Source organism: Acinetobacter sp. IK40, assembly GCF_035615075.1.
GTDB classification, from domain to species: domain Bacteria; phylum Pseudomonadota; class Gammaproteobacteria; order Pseudomonadales; family Moraxellaceae; genus Acinetobacter; species Acinetobacter courvalinii.
Genome location: NZ_JANBOE010000003.1, coordinates 256,226 through 270,515 on the forward strand (window position 1 = coordinate 256,226; position 14,290 = coordinate 270,515).

Annotated in this window: 12 protein-coding genes and 1 riboswitch; of the genes, 1 reads left to right on the forward strand and 11 read right to left on the reverse strand. The window is 45.1% G+C overall.

The window, feature by feature from the left end:
- Nucleotides 1-12: 12 nt before the first annotated feature.
- The 9 genes from glmM to MSG93_RS07590 all read right to left on the reverse strand — a co-directional run bounded on the left by glmM (nt 13) and on the right by MSG93_RS07590 (nt 11,400).
- Complete coding sequence (glmM, locus tag MSG93_RS07550) at nt 13-1,350, reverse strand: phosphoglucosamine mutase (RefSeq protein ID WP_262765592.1); 1,338 nt, start codon at nt 1,348-1,350, stop codon at nt 13-15.
- A gap of 128 nt (nt 1,351-1,478) precedes the next feature.
- The gene (gene guaB, locus MSG93_RS07555) at nt 1,479-2,945 is read right to left on the reverse strand and encodes an IMP dehydrogenase (protein ID WP_005227887.1); all 1,467 of its coding nucleotides are present in this window, start codon (nt 2,943-2,945) and stop codon (nt 1,479-1,481) included.
- A gap of 141 nt (nt 2,946-3,086) precedes the next feature.
- Complete coding sequence (locus MSG93_RS07560) at nt 3,087-3,452, reverse strand: YkgJ family cysteine cluster protein (RefSeq protein ID WP_324621229.1); 366 nt, start codon at nt 3,450-3,452, stop codon at nt 3,087-3,089.
- A gap of 127 nt (nt 3,453-3,579) precedes the next feature.
- Nucleotides 3,580-4,386: an MBL fold metallo-hydrolase gene (locus MSG93_RS07565; protein ID WP_324621230.1), complete on the reverse strand. Its 807-nt coding sequence runs from the start codon at nt 4,384-4,386 to the stop codon at nt 3,580-3,582.
- A gap of 156 nt (nt 4,387-4,542) precedes the next feature.
- Complete coding sequence (locus tag MSG93_RS07570) at nt 4,543-5,118, reverse strand: TMEM165/GDT1 family protein (RefSeq protein ID WP_005227893.1); 576 nt, start codon at nt 5,116-5,118, stop codon at nt 4,543-4,545.
- A gap of 84 nt (nt 5,119-5,202) precedes the next feature.
- Nucleotides 5,203-5,343: riboswitch (yybP-ykoY riboswitch) on the reverse strand.
- A gap of 34 nt (nt 5,344-5,377) precedes the next feature.
- Nucleotides 5,378-5,665 (reverse strand): hypothetical protein, encoded by a 288-nt coding sequence (locus tag MSG93_RS07575; protein WP_324621231.1) that lies wholly within the window; start codon nt 5,663-5,665, stop codon nt 5,378-5,380.
- 137 nt (nt 5,666-5,802) lie between these two features.
- On the reverse strand, nt 5,803-7,770 hold the full coding sequence (locus MSG93_RS07580; protein WP_324621232.1) for a 2-oxo acid dehydrogenase subunit E2: 1,968 nt from the start codon (nt 7,768-7,770) through the stop codon (nt 5,803-5,805).
- 2 nt (nt 7,771-7,772) lie between these two features.
- Nucleotides 7,773-10,490, reverse strand: coding sequence for a pyruvate dehydrogenase (acetyl-transferring), homodimeric type (gene aceE / locus MSG93_RS07585; RefSeq protein WP_005227899.1), 2,718 nt, complete (start codon nt 10,488-10,490; stop codon nt 7,773-7,775).
- A 205-nt stretch (nt 10,491-10,695) separates the two neighbouring features.
- Nucleotides 10,696-11,400: a M23 family metallopeptidase gene (locus MSG93_RS07590; RefSeq protein WP_324621233.1), complete on the reverse strand. Its 705-nt coding sequence runs from the start codon at nt 11,398-11,400 to the stop codon at nt 10,696-10,698.
- Nucleotides 11,401-11,505: 105 nt separating this feature from the next.
- On the opposite strand from MSG93_RS07590, the gene MSG93_RS07595 reads away from it, so the two are divergent.
- Nucleotides 11,506-11,946, forward strand: coding sequence for a DciA family protein (locus MSG93_RS07595; RefSeq protein ID WP_005227903.1), 441 nt, complete (start codon nt 11,506-11,508; stop codon nt 11,944-11,946).
- Between the two features lie 98 nt (nt 11,947-12,044).
- Here the strand turns inward: MSG93_RS07595 and lpxC are convergent, their stop codons facing one another.
- Together lpxC and ftsZ are read right to left on the reverse strand one after the other, a co-directional pair.
- A complete protein-coding gene (gene lpxC, locus MSG93_RS07600; protein WP_005282399.1) occupies nt 12,045-12,947 on the reverse strand; it encodes a UDP-3-O-acyl-N-acetylglucosamine deacetylase in 903 nt (300 codons plus the stop codon).
- A gap of 111 nt (nt 12,948-13,058) precedes the next feature.
- Entirely contained in the window at nt 13,059-14,240 is a 1,182-nt protein-coding gene (ftsZ, locus tag MSG93_RS07605) for a cell division protein FtsZ (RefSeq protein WP_005227906.1), read from the reverse strand.
- Between the last annotated feature and the right edge of the window lie 50 nt (nt 14,241-14,290).

Sequence of the window (14,290 nt, forward strand, 5' to 3'; positions counted from 1 at the left end):
GCGGGGACTCTCTTAAGCAGCTTGGGCGTGAGCACGGACCGCATCAGCCAAATGGTTCGCCAATGCTTCAACTTCTTGCTGTTGATCGCCTTCCACCATGACACGAATAACAGGTTCAGTGCCTGACTTACGAATCAACAGTCGACCACGGCCTTTGAGTTGCTGCTCTGCTTTTTCAAACTCTGCCACCAGCGCGGGAATCGAATAAGGGTCAATCATGTCCTGTAGACGCACATTGACCAAGACTTGCGGGAACAGTTCAAAGCCTGCAACCAGTTCATGTAAAGCCTTACCTTGTTCCACCATCACGGTTAACACTTGAAGTGCCGCAATGATCGCATCACCAGTGGTACTCTTATCCAGCGTCAGGATATGACCTGAAGGTTCGCCACCTGTGACCCAGTTATTTTCTTCCAAGGCCTGTAATACATAGCGGTCACCGACTTTGGCACGGACAAAGCCAACCTCGGCCTTTTGTAAGGCCAGTTCCAGTGCCATATTGCTCATCACAGTACCCACTACGCCTGCTGGCTTATGGTTTGCCTGTGTCGCAAGGATATAGAGGATGTGGTCACCATCAACCAGTTGACCATTCTTATCAACCATGACCACACGGTCTGCATCGCCATCAAACGCAATCCCCAGATCCGCCTGATGCGCTACTACTGCTTTTTGCAATTGTTCAGGATGGGTTGAACCGCAGTTTTCATTGATATTTAAACCATCTGGCTCATTAAACAGTGGAATAACTTTCGCGCCTAATTCACGGAATACCGATGGCCCAACGCTATAGGCAGCGCCGTTGGCACAATCCACCACGATTTTCAAATTACGCAGGTCGAAATGGTAGGGGAAGGTCGATTTACAAAATTCGATATAGCGACCATTGGCATCTTTGACACGTACGCTTTTACCCAGATTCGCCGTGTCCTCAATGACCAGTTCTTTCTCTAATTCCTGGTTAATCTGATCCTGAAGGGCATCAGGTAATTTCTTGCCTTCACTGGAGAAAAATTTAATCCCGTTATCGAAATATGGATTATGCGATGCTGAAATGACGATACCCGCATGCGCATGTAGTGCACGGGTTAAATGCGCAATCGCTGGTGTTGGCAAAGGACCTAACAGATGCACATAAACACCTGCGGCATTTAAGCCAGCCTGTAGAGCCGCTTCCAGAATATAGCCAGATAAACGGGTATCTTTTCCTAATACCACAATCGGCTTACTTTTAGGATTGTTTCTTTTTAATACTGTTCCTGCGGCAAAACCTAGTTTTAATGCGAACTCTGGGGTAATTGGCATTTGTCCAAACTTGCCTCGAATTCCATCAGTACCAAAATAGCTCATGTTTTACTCACTTTCTTATCTTTTATATGGCCTGTAACCATATCCTTCTTCATCCTGTTCACTTTACACCAAAACAAAAAAAACCGTCAGTACACTGACGGTTTTTCGATCGGCAAAATTACCAAAAATCAACCAACTCGGTAGTTTGGTGCTTCCTTGGTAATGGTTACATCATGCACATGTGATTCAGACATACCTGCTGAAGTAATTTTCACAAATTTCGCATTTTGACGAAGATCTTCAATCACAGATGAACCGGTATAGCCCATTGATGAACGTAAGCCACCCATCATTTGATGAACGATGTTGCCCATTGGGCCTTTATATGGCACGCGGCCTTCAATGCCTTCTGGAACTAATTTCTCAGCACCTGCTTTAGCGTCCTGGAAGTAACGGTCCGCAGAACCAGATACACCGGCCATTGCGCCTAATGAACCCATACCACGGTAAGCTTTGTAGTAACGGCCCTGAAAGAACTCAACCTCACCAGGCGCTTCTTCAGTACCAGCAAGGAGTGAACCGACCATAATCGTACTCGCACCCGCGCCGATCGCTTTCGCCATATCGCCAGAGAAACGGATACCGCCATCTGCAATCAAAGGAATCTGATCTTTCAGTGCATTGGCAACGCTGTCAATCGCCGAAATCTGTGGCATGCCAATACCAGCAACGATACGTGTGGTACAGATTGAACCTGGACCAATACCGACTTTGACCGCATCTGCACCAGCATCAAGCAATGCTAACGCTGCATCACCCGTTGCAATGTTGCCGCCAATCACTTGAACTTGTGGGTAGTTGGCTTTTACCCAACGTACGCGTTCAATCACACCAGCAGAATGACCATGTGCCGTATCAACCACAATTGCATCGACACCCGCCTCAACCAAAGCCTCTACACGGCTTGGAGTTTCAGCACCAGTACCGACTGCAGCGCCGACACGTAAACGGCCTAAATCATCTTTACAGCTGTTTGGATAGCTTTCGGCTTTACGGAAATCAGTCACCGTAATTAGACCTTTCAGCTCATGGTTCTCACCAATCACCAACACTTTTTCAATACGATGCTTTTGAAGCAAAGCTTGGATATTTTCTTTTGATTCACCCTCACGAACAGTCACCAAACGGTCTTGACCGGTCATGATGTTGCTTACAGGCTGTTCAAGATTGGTTTCAAAACGTGTATCACGTCCGGTGACAATACCTACCACTTTGCCGTCTTTTACAACAGGCACGCCGCTAATATTATTGGCCTGGGTAATCGCAATCAGTTCACGCACTGTTGTCTCAGGTGATACAGTGATTGGATCTTTCACCATACCTGCTTCAAATTTTTTCACACGACGGACTTCAGCAGCTTGTGCTGCGATATCCATGTTTTTGTGCAAAATACCTATACCACCGTTTTGCGCCATTGCAATCGCCATACGTGATTCAGTCACGGTATCCATTGCAGCAGAAACGAGAGGGATATTAAGTTGAATTCCGCGAGTTAAACGTGTCTTTAAGGAGACATCTTTTGGGAGAACAGTTGAGTAGGCAGGAAGTAATAAGACATCATCGAAGGTTAACGCTTCTTGAACGATGGTCAGCATAACAATCTCACTGGTAATTTCCGTGAGCTATTATAAACAAATTTCGATGTGATTTTCATTTTCTATGATGAAAATAATTTCAATCGTTGTTTAAAAAGCTTTCAGCTAGAGAGTTTTACCCTTCGAATCAAATACATCCCCTTAGCAAACCTGATCATAATTGTCATTATTTTCAGAGGGCTGCTGGTCAATCGCGACCAGCGGGATCAGGTTATGCGCCAGCCGTGCCTTGTTACAATGCGAATCGGCAATCTGTACTTCCTTGCAACTTGAGCTCCGAACTGAATAGATTGAACAGCTAACTTGCTGCCCCACTTCACCTTGCAAGGCCACACATTTGACTTGTGCCTGATTGGTCCCTTTCATGCATGAGTAGACCGCAGTCAACGGCTCAACCATGTGTTCAGGGATCAGTTCTGCCTCAGCCCAATAGAAAGAAACACGGTAATTTGCACAGCAGGCACCACAACTGACACAGGCATCGGGAGTCGCAATTTGAGACAACATTTTATTAAAATTCTCGTTATCAGATTCAATCCTTGATCCGATAAATCCTAAGAAAATTTATGCCTGCCGACAAGAGTGTCTGATCAATGATTGATGTATTTTCCAGTCATTTTGCAACCCCGGACATTTAGCTCATTTCAGCCGGCAAACTGAACACATATTCATTCATCAGATCTACACCACATTCCAGCGTTTCGATCCAGTCCAGGAACTGATTGATCATCGCTTTACCAACAAAAGCGGTCCCATGCTGAGGCACAATCATTTCAAGATCCATCTGCCGAACCATATTGACCCAGAGACGGATGACTTTATTGGAACACATATAGCGCTGGTGAAAACCTTTCATTTTTTTGATGTGGGCATCAAAGTCAGTAATCGGTAAGCTGGCATCTTCGACAATTGAAGCCCCCATATCACCTGAAAATAAAATTTTTGCAGTCGGATCATAGAACTGGAAATTTCCAACCGAGTGCAGGAAATGCGCAGGCACAGCCACAATCGAAGCTTCACCGAGAGGAATGACTAGCCCTGTATCTGATAGCTCGATCAGGCGCTCCTCCCAATTGCCTTTCATACGGTCACTCATAAAGGCCGAATTCAGATGCGGTAAAAAGCGTGCCCATAACTTGGAAGCCACTACTTTGGCATCGGTATAGACCAGCCAGCGCGGCATCGAGGTAATAATGTCAGGATCTTGATGTGAAGCCATCACATAGTCCAGATTTTTTAGTTTGGTATAACGGTTCAGTTCCATGGTTAAAGGAACATAGGTCAGGTCACCACCCGGATCTAAAACCGCGGCCCGATCATGGTCAATAATTAAAAACTGATTGGCCTGAATGCCTTCCCCTTTGACCAGACTGGTAAAACTGATGCATTTATGTGTGCCATTATCAAATAATATTTGTGACGTTGTGCGCTCGAAACTCATAACTACCCCAGAAAAATTCTTTAAATATGAAATATTTTTTAATTCCATAATAAAATAATGGGATTTAATGCATGTTTCAATCAGAGTTTAGATTTTTATCATTATTTATAAAAAAACCCGTCATGGCTAGACGGGTTTTTTCAGGTTCTAGCTCAATTAGAAGAAATAATGCTGCACTAAGGTTGAGACACCCACCACCAGGAAAATTGCAGCACCAATTTTATGGATCAAGGAAATCGGTAATTTATCTGCCAGCTTATCGCCAATAAACACAGCCGGTGCATTGGCAAGCATCATGCCGAACGTGGTTCCACACATAACCCAGAACACACTGTCAAAACGTGCCGCCAAAGCCACGGTTGCAATCTGGGTTTTATCACCAATTTCAGCCAAGAAGAATAAGATGAAGGTGGCACCAAAAACCCCAAATTTCTGCCATTTATTGATGCTTTCACTTTCATCACCCAATTCATCCGGAATCAGCATCCAGATCGCCATGCCGATAAAGCCTAGGGCGAGAATCCACAACAGGATTTCAGGGCTGAGTACGGTGGTAATCCATTGCCCTAAGACAGCAGAAATACCATGATTAATAGTGGTCGCAAGCAGGATGGCAATCAAGATCGGAACAGGTTTACGGAAACGCGCCGCCAGTAATAATGCCAGCAATTGGGTTTTATCGCCCATTTCAGCAAGGGCAACAATTGATGTGGAGATGAGGAATTCATACATAGTTGAATGCTCTGGCTAGCAAAATATACCGATGACCTACCCCTCCTGCTAGCCAAAATCAAATAGATTGATGCAGAGTGGTAAATCAAAGGTCTTGCCAACAAAAGCACAGCTGAAAAGCTGTTCTTGGTTCTTTGCTATGATGACCATGTTCGGTTGAACAATTATGTTGATCATCACCTCCTTACTTTGCGTAAAGAGCGGCTACTCCCCAATGAAGTAAAGCCATTCTAGCAAACAATAAAATGCTTTTGAATGCTTAAGCCCAAAATTTTTGGTAACTCCAGACCAATAGACGGATCAGCCCCAGAACCAACGCCAGATAGGCACTCAGACCGAGAAAACCAAAACTGCCCCCAGCACTTACCCCACTGACATGCTGTGCCTGATATTCCATGGCCATCACTACGGTCCCGACCAGTACCTCCAGCCCCATAACCGCGTACATGACCCAATCCCAAGGGAAATGCAAGAAACTCACCCATAAGCCCATTAATACAAAAACGATGAGTAATAAGGGTAGCATCACCCGATAAATTATTAACATCCTTGCTCCCTGATCCAAAAAATCGTTATCAATACGCATTTATTTTAGGCAAAAGTATTCTCAAATAAAGCCATATTTTTGTCACCCTAAAAATAGAAAACCCCGCCAAAGCGAGGTTTTCTAAATTCAAACAGTAATTAGATCAATAAGCTACGTATGTCTTTGAGTAACTTGGTCAGCTTATTGGTAAAGCGTGCTGCATCCGCACCGTTAATGACACGATGGTCATAAGACAATGACAATGGCAACATCAAACGTGGATCAAAGTCTTTACCATTCCATACCGGTTGCATGGTTGCAGGTGAAATACCTAGAATCGCAACTTGTGGCCAGTTCACCAATGGCGTAAATGCGGTTCCACCAATACTGCCTAAGCTGGTAATGGTAAAGTTGGCACCTTGTAAATCTTTCGGCGACAATTTGCGGTCACGTGCTTTCTGGCTCAGTTCAGCCAGTTCAGTCGCGATTTGCTTAATTGATTTCTGGTCAGGATTACGTAGTACTGGAACAGTCAAGCCATCTGGGGTCGCAACCGCAATACCCATATGGATTTCGTTACGTAACAATACTGACTTCTGATCATCCGCCAGATGGCCAGCAAAATAAGGCTCTTCTTTCAGCAAGTGTGTGACTGCTTTGGCAATAAAGGCCAAAATGGTTAAGCTCAGACCCTGCTTTTTAAAGCCGTCCTTCAGCTCGCCACGCCATGCTTCAAGCTCGGTGATATCGGCCAAATCAAACTGTGTGACTTGCGGGATAAAGTTATTCAATGACAATTGCGGTACAGACACTTGCTGTAAACGCGTCATGGCTTTCACTTCACCGCCACCAAAGCCACTAAAGTCTGGCAACTTCGGTAAGCCCGACGCTACTGGCGCTGCTTGCGCAGCAGGCGCTGCCTGAGCTGTCGTGAGACGCGCTTTTACATAAGCAAAAACATCGTCTTTCATCACACGACCATGTTCACCTGAAGCCTTCACCTGCCCCAGAATAACACCTAATTCACGTGCCAGTTTACGCACCGCAGGACCTGCATAAACCTTCGCATTTTCAGCTTCTTGTTCTTTGGTCAGCTTTTCTGCTTGCGCTGGCGCATTCGGTGCTACGGTCGCTGTTGTCTGTGGTTTTGCTGGTGCTGCTGGAGTCGCAGGTGCTGCGGCAGGTTGAGCTTTCGCTTCTGCTGGAGCAGCAGCCTGACCGCTCACCTCAATCGTTGCCAAAGCCACGCCTTGACGTACTTCTTGATTGGCAGAGACATGGATCGCTTTCACAATCCCTGCAACCGAGCTTGGCACTTCAACCGATGCCTTATCAGATTCAACCACGCATAGGCTTTGTTGAGCTTCAACACGATCACCAACATTGACCAGAATTTCTGAAACCAGCGCTTTTTCTACACCCAGATCAGGCACTTCAATTTCAACATTACCTGTTGAGGAATTGCTTGCAGCTGGTGCTTCAGTCGTTGTGACTGGCGCTTCTGTTTGAGTTGGGGCAGCTTGCGGTTCCGGTTCCGATGCTGCATGAGCAGCTGTCTTCACCTGAATTAAGACCACACCTTCTTTGATGCTGTCGCCTTCTTTGATCTGGATCGCTTCTACAATCCCCGCAACCGAGCTTGGTACTTCTACCGTCGCCTTGTCCGATTCAACCACAACAATACTTTGTTCTGGTTCAATCTGGTCACCGACTTTGACCAGCACCTCTGCTACCAAGGCTTTTTCTACGCCAATATCTGGAACTTTGACATCCACAACCTGGCTTGCTGTCGCTGTTGGAGCAGCGGCGGGCTGTGCTTTTGTTTCAGCTTCGACAGGTTTTGCTTCTGCTTTTGGCGCTTCCGCTTTCGGTGCTTCGTTCGCAGGTGCTTCCGCAGCAGACTCCGACTCTAGTTCGATCAATGCAACGCCTTCAGTGACTTCATCACCCTGTTGAACCAGAATACTTTTTACAACACCAGCTGCCGTGCTTGGCACTTCAACCGTTGCCTTATCTGACTCTAACACCAGCAGGCTATCGTCAACTGCAACATGGTCGCCTACTTTGATCAGGATTTCTGCAACGAGCGCTTTATCTACGCCAATATCAGGTGCTTGGATTTGCATGATTATTTCCCCTCACCTGTTTGTGTTTCATTGTATTCAGCCACGGCCTGAACTTCCGGATGGGCTTGTGGTGCCCATGCAACTGGACGATCCGTATCTAACTCAAAGTTAGAAATGGCATCTTTCACTAAACGCGCATCAACTTCGCCTTCATCAGCAAGTTTTTTCAATGTCGCAACAACGATATGCGCAGCGTCAACACCAAAGAAACTACGTAAGTTCGCACGTGTATCTGAACGACCGTAACCATCTGTACCTAATGCAACAAATGGACGACCATCTGGAAGATAGGCACGGATTTGTTCGCTATACGCACGCATATGATCTGTTGCAGACACAACGATACCTTCGGTACCACGTAACTGTTTAGATACCCAAGACTCTTTCACTTCTTCAGTCAGTGGGTGTAAACGGTTGTATTCTTCACATGCCATACCGTCACGTGACAACTCATTGAAGCTGGTGACACTCCAAACGTTTGAATGAATCTGGTATTCATCACGTAAGATTTTCGCAGCTTTAATCACTTCACGCAGAATGACACCTGAGCCCATTAATTGAACCGTAGCTTTGTCATCTTTTTCGAACAGGTACATACCACGTTTAATGCCTTCCTCAGCGCCTTCTGGCATTGCCGGATGCTCGTAGTTTTCATTCATTACGGTTAAGTAATAGAACACACGCTCTTGGTTGACATACATACGTTGTAAACCGTCATGTACGATCACAGCCAGTTCATAACCAAAACATGGATCATAAGATACGCAGTTTGGAATCGTGTTTGCCAAGATATGTGAATGACCATCTTGGTGCTGTAAACCTTCACCGTTCAATGTGGTACGGCCAGCAGTCGCGCCCAACAAGAAACCTTGTGCCTGTGCATCACCCGCAGCCCATGCAATGTCGCCAATACGCTGGAAACCGAACATTGAGTAGTACATGTACATTGGAATCATTGGCAAGTTATTGGTTGAATAACTGGTTGCCAACGCAGCCCAAGCGCTCATCGCACCCGCTTCGTTGATCCCTTCTTGCAGCATGTGACCGTCACTTGCTTCACGGTAATGCATTAACTGCTCTTGGTCTTCTGGGGTATATTTTTGACCGTGAGCGGCATAAATACCGAGCTGACGGAACATCCCCTCTAAACCAAATGTACGTGCTTCATCTGGAACGATTGGCACGACGCGGTCTTTAATCGCTTTTTCTTTCAGTAAAGCAGCAATTAAACGCACCATCAACATCGTGGTCGATTGCTCTTTACCACCAGAACCATTTAATACCGCATCAAATACTGATAATTCAGGAATCGCTAAAGTTTCACTCTCTTTACGACGTGCAGGTAGGTAACCGCCTAATGCCTCACGACGCGCCTTCATATACTTCATTTCTGGAGAGTTTTCACTTGGGCGATAGAATGGAAGTTCTTCTAACTTATCGTCTGTAAATGGCAGGTTGAAACGGTCACGTACATATTTCAAAGAGTCGATCTGCATTTTCTTGATTTGGTGAGTTTTGTTCACCGCTTCAATTTCTTCAGACAAACCATAACCTTTAACCGTTTTTGCAAGAATAACGGTTGGTTGACCTTTGGCTTTCATTGCTTCGGCATAGGCAGCAAAAACCTTATACGGGTCATGACCACCACGATTAAGATTGTCGATGTCTTCATCGCTTAAATCTTTGACCAGTTCCGCAGCTTCTGGGTACTTACCAAAGAATTTCTCACGTGTATATGCACCGCCTTTGACTTGATAGCGTTGGTATTCACCATCAACGGTTTCATCCATCACAGCTTTTAAAGCACCAGACTTGTCTTTGGCAAGGAGCGGATCCCAATGACGGCCCCAAACTACCTTAATCACACGCCAGCCCGCACCACGGAATAAAGATTCTAATTCTTGAATGATCTTACCGTTACCACGTACCGGACCATCCAGACGCTGTAAATTACAGTTCACCACCCAAATCAGGTTATCAAGCTTTTCACGACCTGCCAGTGAAATTGCACCCGTGCTCTCTGGTTCATCCATCTCACCATCGCCCAGATAAGCCCAGACTTTACGGTCTTCTTCTTTGATCAGGCCACGATTCATCAGATATTTCTGAATATGTGCCTGATAAATCGACATGATCGGACCAAGACCCATTGAGACGGTCGGGAACTGCCAGTAGTCCGGCATTAAATAGGGATGTGGATAACTAGGTAAACCGTTACCGCCCACTTCACGGCGGAAATTACTGAGCTGCTCTTCATTTAAACGCCCTTCAAGGAAAGAACGCGCATAGATACCCGGGGCACAGTGACCTTGGTAATAAATCATGTCGCCGCCAAAGTTGTTCGAGGCAGCACGGAAGAAATGGTTGAAACCAACATCATACAAGGTTGCAGACGAGGCGAAACTGGCAAGGTGACCACCCAGATCATCCCCAGTCTTGTTCGCACGTAATACCATTGCCAAAGCATTCCAGCGGATCAAAGCGCGGATACGGCGTTCCATATCCTGATCACCTGGCATTGCAGGTTGTTCATCAACTGAAATGGTGTTGAGGTAAGGTGTATTTAAGCGCTGGATTGGCACATGTTTCGCAATTGCCCGTTGATAGAGTTTTTCTAGTAAGAAAGCAGCTCGTTCCGTGCCCATGTGTTGTAATACAGAATCAAATGCTTCTTGCCATTCTTGGGTTTCTTGCGCGTCAGAGTCGCCATAAAACGCCATACAATTCACCTTTTCCCTTAAGTTATTTGTCGACCCTATTTTTATCATGTTTTGCTTTATAAGGGGTATGGCCCTAGCTGAATGGGAAACGCTATATTATTTTCTGACAAAATAGTCATTGACCGAACTGAAACAAAACACATAAAAAATCGCCAATAAAGGCGATTTTCTCTTAACATTTATATACAACTGTTAACAAATTACATTAAGGCAACATTGCGAGGTAAGTTGAAGGGTTTTTACGCTGTCCATCTTTCACAACTTCAAAATGTAAATGCGGACCAGTACAACGACCAGTACAGCCAACATTGGCAATATGCTCACCTGCGCTAACACGATCGCCTGCGTTCACGATTAAACGTGATGCATGGGCATAGCGAGTGATATAACCATTGCCATGATCAATTTCAACATATTGACCATAACCCGTGCCCCAGCCTGATTTGGTCACAACACCAGGACCTGTTGAATAAATCGGTGTACCTGAAGGTGCAGCCAGATCAACCCCTGAATGATGGCGGGTTGAACCGAGTAAAGTACGTGTTCCCCAAGAAGAACTCACGCGACCTTCCTGTAATGGATGGCTGACCAACCAAGAATAACCGGTATTTGCAGAGAACGAAGAAGGCGCATTGTCTTGAGATGAAATCGCTGAACGACCGTATTTCTTTTCGATCGTTGCATTGTTCAATTCAATGGTTTTTTCACGTAATTTAACTGACACATTCGAAATAGCAGGCAGATCCATATCTGCAGAATGAGTATAAGAACCTTGAGCGAGAGTCTTTGATAATTGCTCTAGACGGTCATCACCTGTTGACTGACCAATATTTTGGTAGTCTGCAAAAGCAACCGAAGCAGCTGAAGCAGCCAATGAAAATGCGAGTAAAATACGACGCGTATGATGCATAAAAAACCTCTTGAAACCGTCCTTCAAACGTTCCTTTATCATCTCTTCCTTGATAACAGCTGAACCAAACGCTTAAGATGGACACATTACCTCCGAGGAAGTTCTATGTCTGAGCCTAACAACGTTTTCCAACAGAAAGGACAACACATAAAAACTGGAAACTTAACGTTTCTGACAACGCAAGTTACGCAATGGAAACAACTTACGAAAATTATTCAACCGTTATTGCCCCAACCAGAGCAATGGCAAGTTGTTTGTTATCAACATGGTGTTTTGATCATTACTGGTGAAAATCAGGCCATGATTAGTCAACTCAGCTATTTACAAAGCAACTATGTTGCGCAGTTAGCTCAGCTCGAAGGACTCAAGGAATTACGAAAAATTCAAGTTCGTTTAAGAAACAAAACAGTTGTCTCTCGTGAACCCTCTCCCCCAACAAAAGCACTTACATCAGAGACCCAAGAGCAATTGCGTAGCGCCGCTGAATATGTGAGCGACCCTAAGCTTAGCCAAGCTCTACTACGTTTGGCAAGCAATAAAAAGTAAACTTCATACATTCAGTATCGAAATACATCATTATATTTTGTGACAAAATTCTCAAATTCATTTGTTATAATATAACATAGCCAATAAAAGACAATGACTTATGTCACACTCACATAAGGAATTGGACAATCATTCTCGTTATTAAATGTTACAATTTCATAGCTGCTTGGATCATTTTGAACATTGCGTAATAACTGATTGTTCAGCGCGTGACCCGACTTATAGCCATCAAACTTGGCAATAATCTGGTGACCAAGCAAATATAAGTCACCGACTGCATCTAAAATCTTGTGTCGCACAAACTCGTCGGCGAAACGCAAGCCTTCCTCATTGACCACACCAGTATCATCGACACCAATGGCATTTTCCAGGCTTGCACCCAAGGCCAGATTATTGGCCTTGAGATAATCCAGATCCTTCATGAAACCAAAAGTTCGGGCTTCACTCACTTCATAAACAAAGGTTTCTGTTGAGAAATCAATGGTCGCCGACTGGTATTCTTTGGCAAAGGCGGGATGATCAAAATCAATGGTAAAGTTAAGCTGAAAACCCGAATGAGGCGTGAAAATCGCTTTTTTGTCATCAATTAAAGCTTCGACGGGCTTTAAAATGCGGATAAACTTCTTTGGCGCATCTTGCTCCGCCAACTCACCTTGCATGAGCAGATAGATAAAAGGTCCTGCACTGCCATCCATGATCGGCACTTCAGAAGCAGACACTTCAACAATCAGGTTATCGATACCCAATCCGGCAATCGCACTCATGACATGCTCAATGGTACCCACTTTGATGTCCTCACGCACCAGATTCGAACACATAAATGCTTCTTGAATCAGTAAGGCATTGGCTGGAATATCCACAGGGGGATTTAAGTCGATACGGCGAAAGACAATACCTCCGTCAATATGGTGTGGAACAAAATTGATCAGCACCTTTTGACCACTGTGCAAACCAATCCCGCTCGCTTTCACCACACGCTTGAGAGTACGTTGTTTCAACATGCCATACCAACTTCATTTGCAAAAACCGATATAACTTAGCATATTTTGCCATTTTAAAAAAATAAAAAAGGAGGCAATTGATTGCCTCCTTTCTCTAAATAACTGATTTTATTATTTACGTTGCTGATTTTTCAGATAGTCTTGAATGCTCATTGGCGATGAGCGTGGCGTAGAACTTGCGGTAGCACTTGCTGGAGCGTCTACATTTGCTCGTTTACTAATCGCCGGAACGTCATCTTCATCAACCGGTTGTTGTGCCACTTGAGCAGAACTTACATGCGAAGCAGCAGTCCGTCGTTTCTGGTCCACTTCACTGGCATTACGCGTTAAACCAGTCGCTATAACCGTAACACGAAGTTCATCACGCGCATCGGGATCGAATACCGTACCGTAGAAGATTTCACCTTCATCCAAGTCAACAATCTGGTTCACCACATCGGTAATGATCTCGGTTTCACGCAGGGTAATATCATCACCACCAGTAATGTTAATCAATACACCTTTCGCATTGATAATATTAACATTATCAAGCAATGGGCTACGGATCGCCTGTTCAGCCGCCTGACGGGCACGATCTTCACCACGACCTAAACCAGCACCCATCATGGCATAACCACGCGTACTCATCGCTGTTTTCAAGTCGGCGAAGTCGAGGTTAATATGACCACGATTGACCACAAGGTCAAAAATACTGCGAACTGCGTTCAACAATACATCATCTGCCTTTTTATAGGCATCTTTCATTGAGATATCGCCATAGACGCTGAGTAAGCGCTGGTTCGGAATGATAATCAGTGAATCAACATGTGCTTCTAAAGCATCAATGCCTTTTTCAGCAGACTTTTGACGGCGACGGCCTTCAAAGTTAAATGGGGTTGTCACTACACCAACGGTCAGGATACCCATTTCTTTGGCAACTTCAGCAACAACCGGTGCAGCACCTGTACCAGTACCACCACCCATACCGGCAGTAACGAAGACCATATCAGTACCTTCAAGGTGCTGACGGATCACATCACGGCTTTCTTCAGCGGCGATTTGACCCACTTCTGGATTCGCACCCGCGCCTAAACCACGCGTACTTTGTTCACCCAATTGAATTTTGAATGGCGCGTTCATGCTGTCCAGTGCTTGTTTATCTGTATTGGCACAAACAAACTTGACACCTTGAATATCCGATTGGGCCATGTGTTGCACGGCATTACCACCGCCACCACCCACACCAAATACTGTGAAACGGGCTTGACCGTTGCCATTGTCTAGTTCATCTTCTATAAATTCAAATGAGGCCATGACCTTTAGATTTCCTAATATTAATGGCAGTTACTTCAGCCCGTTACTGC

Excerpts from the sequence above, each read along its gene's own strand:
- glmM (WP_262765592.1), bottom strand. The coding sequence starts at position 1,350 with ATGAGCTATTTTGGTACTGATGGAATTCGAGGCAAGTTTGGACAAATG.
- guaB (WP_005227887.1), bottom strand. The coding sequence starts at position 2,945 with ATGCTGACCATCGTTCAAGAAGCGTTAACCTTCGATGATGTCTTATTA.
- MSG93_RS07560 (WP_324621229.1), bottom strand. The coding sequence starts at position 3,452 with ATGTTGTCTCAAATTGCGACTCCCGATGCCTGTGTCAGTTGTGGTGCC.
- MSG93_RS07565 (WP_324621230.1), bottom strand. The coding sequence starts at position 4,386 with ATGAGTTTCGAGCGCACAACGTCACAAATATTATTTGATAATGGCACA.
- MSG93_RS07570 (WP_005227893.1), bottom strand. The coding sequence starts at position 5,118 with ATGTATGAATTCCTCATCTCCACATCAATTGTTGCCCTTGCTGAAATG.
- MSG93_RS07575 (WP_324621231.1), bottom strand. The coding sequence starts at position 5,665 with ATGTTAATAATTTATCGGGTGATGCTACCCTTATTACTCATCGTTTTT.
- MSG93_RS07580 (WP_324621232.1), bottom strand. The coding sequence starts at position 7,770 with ATGCAAATCCAAGCACCTGATATTGGCGTAGATAAAGCGCTCGTTGCA.
- aceE (WP_005227899.1), bottom strand. The coding sequence starts at position 10,490 with ATGGCGTTTTATGGCGACTCTGACGCGCAAGAAACCCAAGAATGGCAA.
- MSG93_RS07590 (WP_324621233.1), bottom strand. The coding sequence starts at position 11,400 with ATGCATCATACGCGTCGTATTTTACTCGCATTTTCATTGGCTGCTTCA.
- MSG93_RS07595 (WP_005227903.1), top strand. The coding sequence starts at position 11,506 with ATGTCTGAGCCTAACAACGTTTTCCAACAGAAAGGACAACACATAAAA.
- lpxC (WP_005282399.1), bottom strand. The coding sequence starts at position 12,947 with ATGTTGAAACAACGTACTCTCAAGCGTGTGGTGAAAGCGAGCGGGATT.
- ftsZ (WP_005227906.1), bottom strand. The coding sequence starts at position 14,240 with ATGGCCTCATTTGAATTTATAGAAGATGAACTAGACAATGGCAACGGT.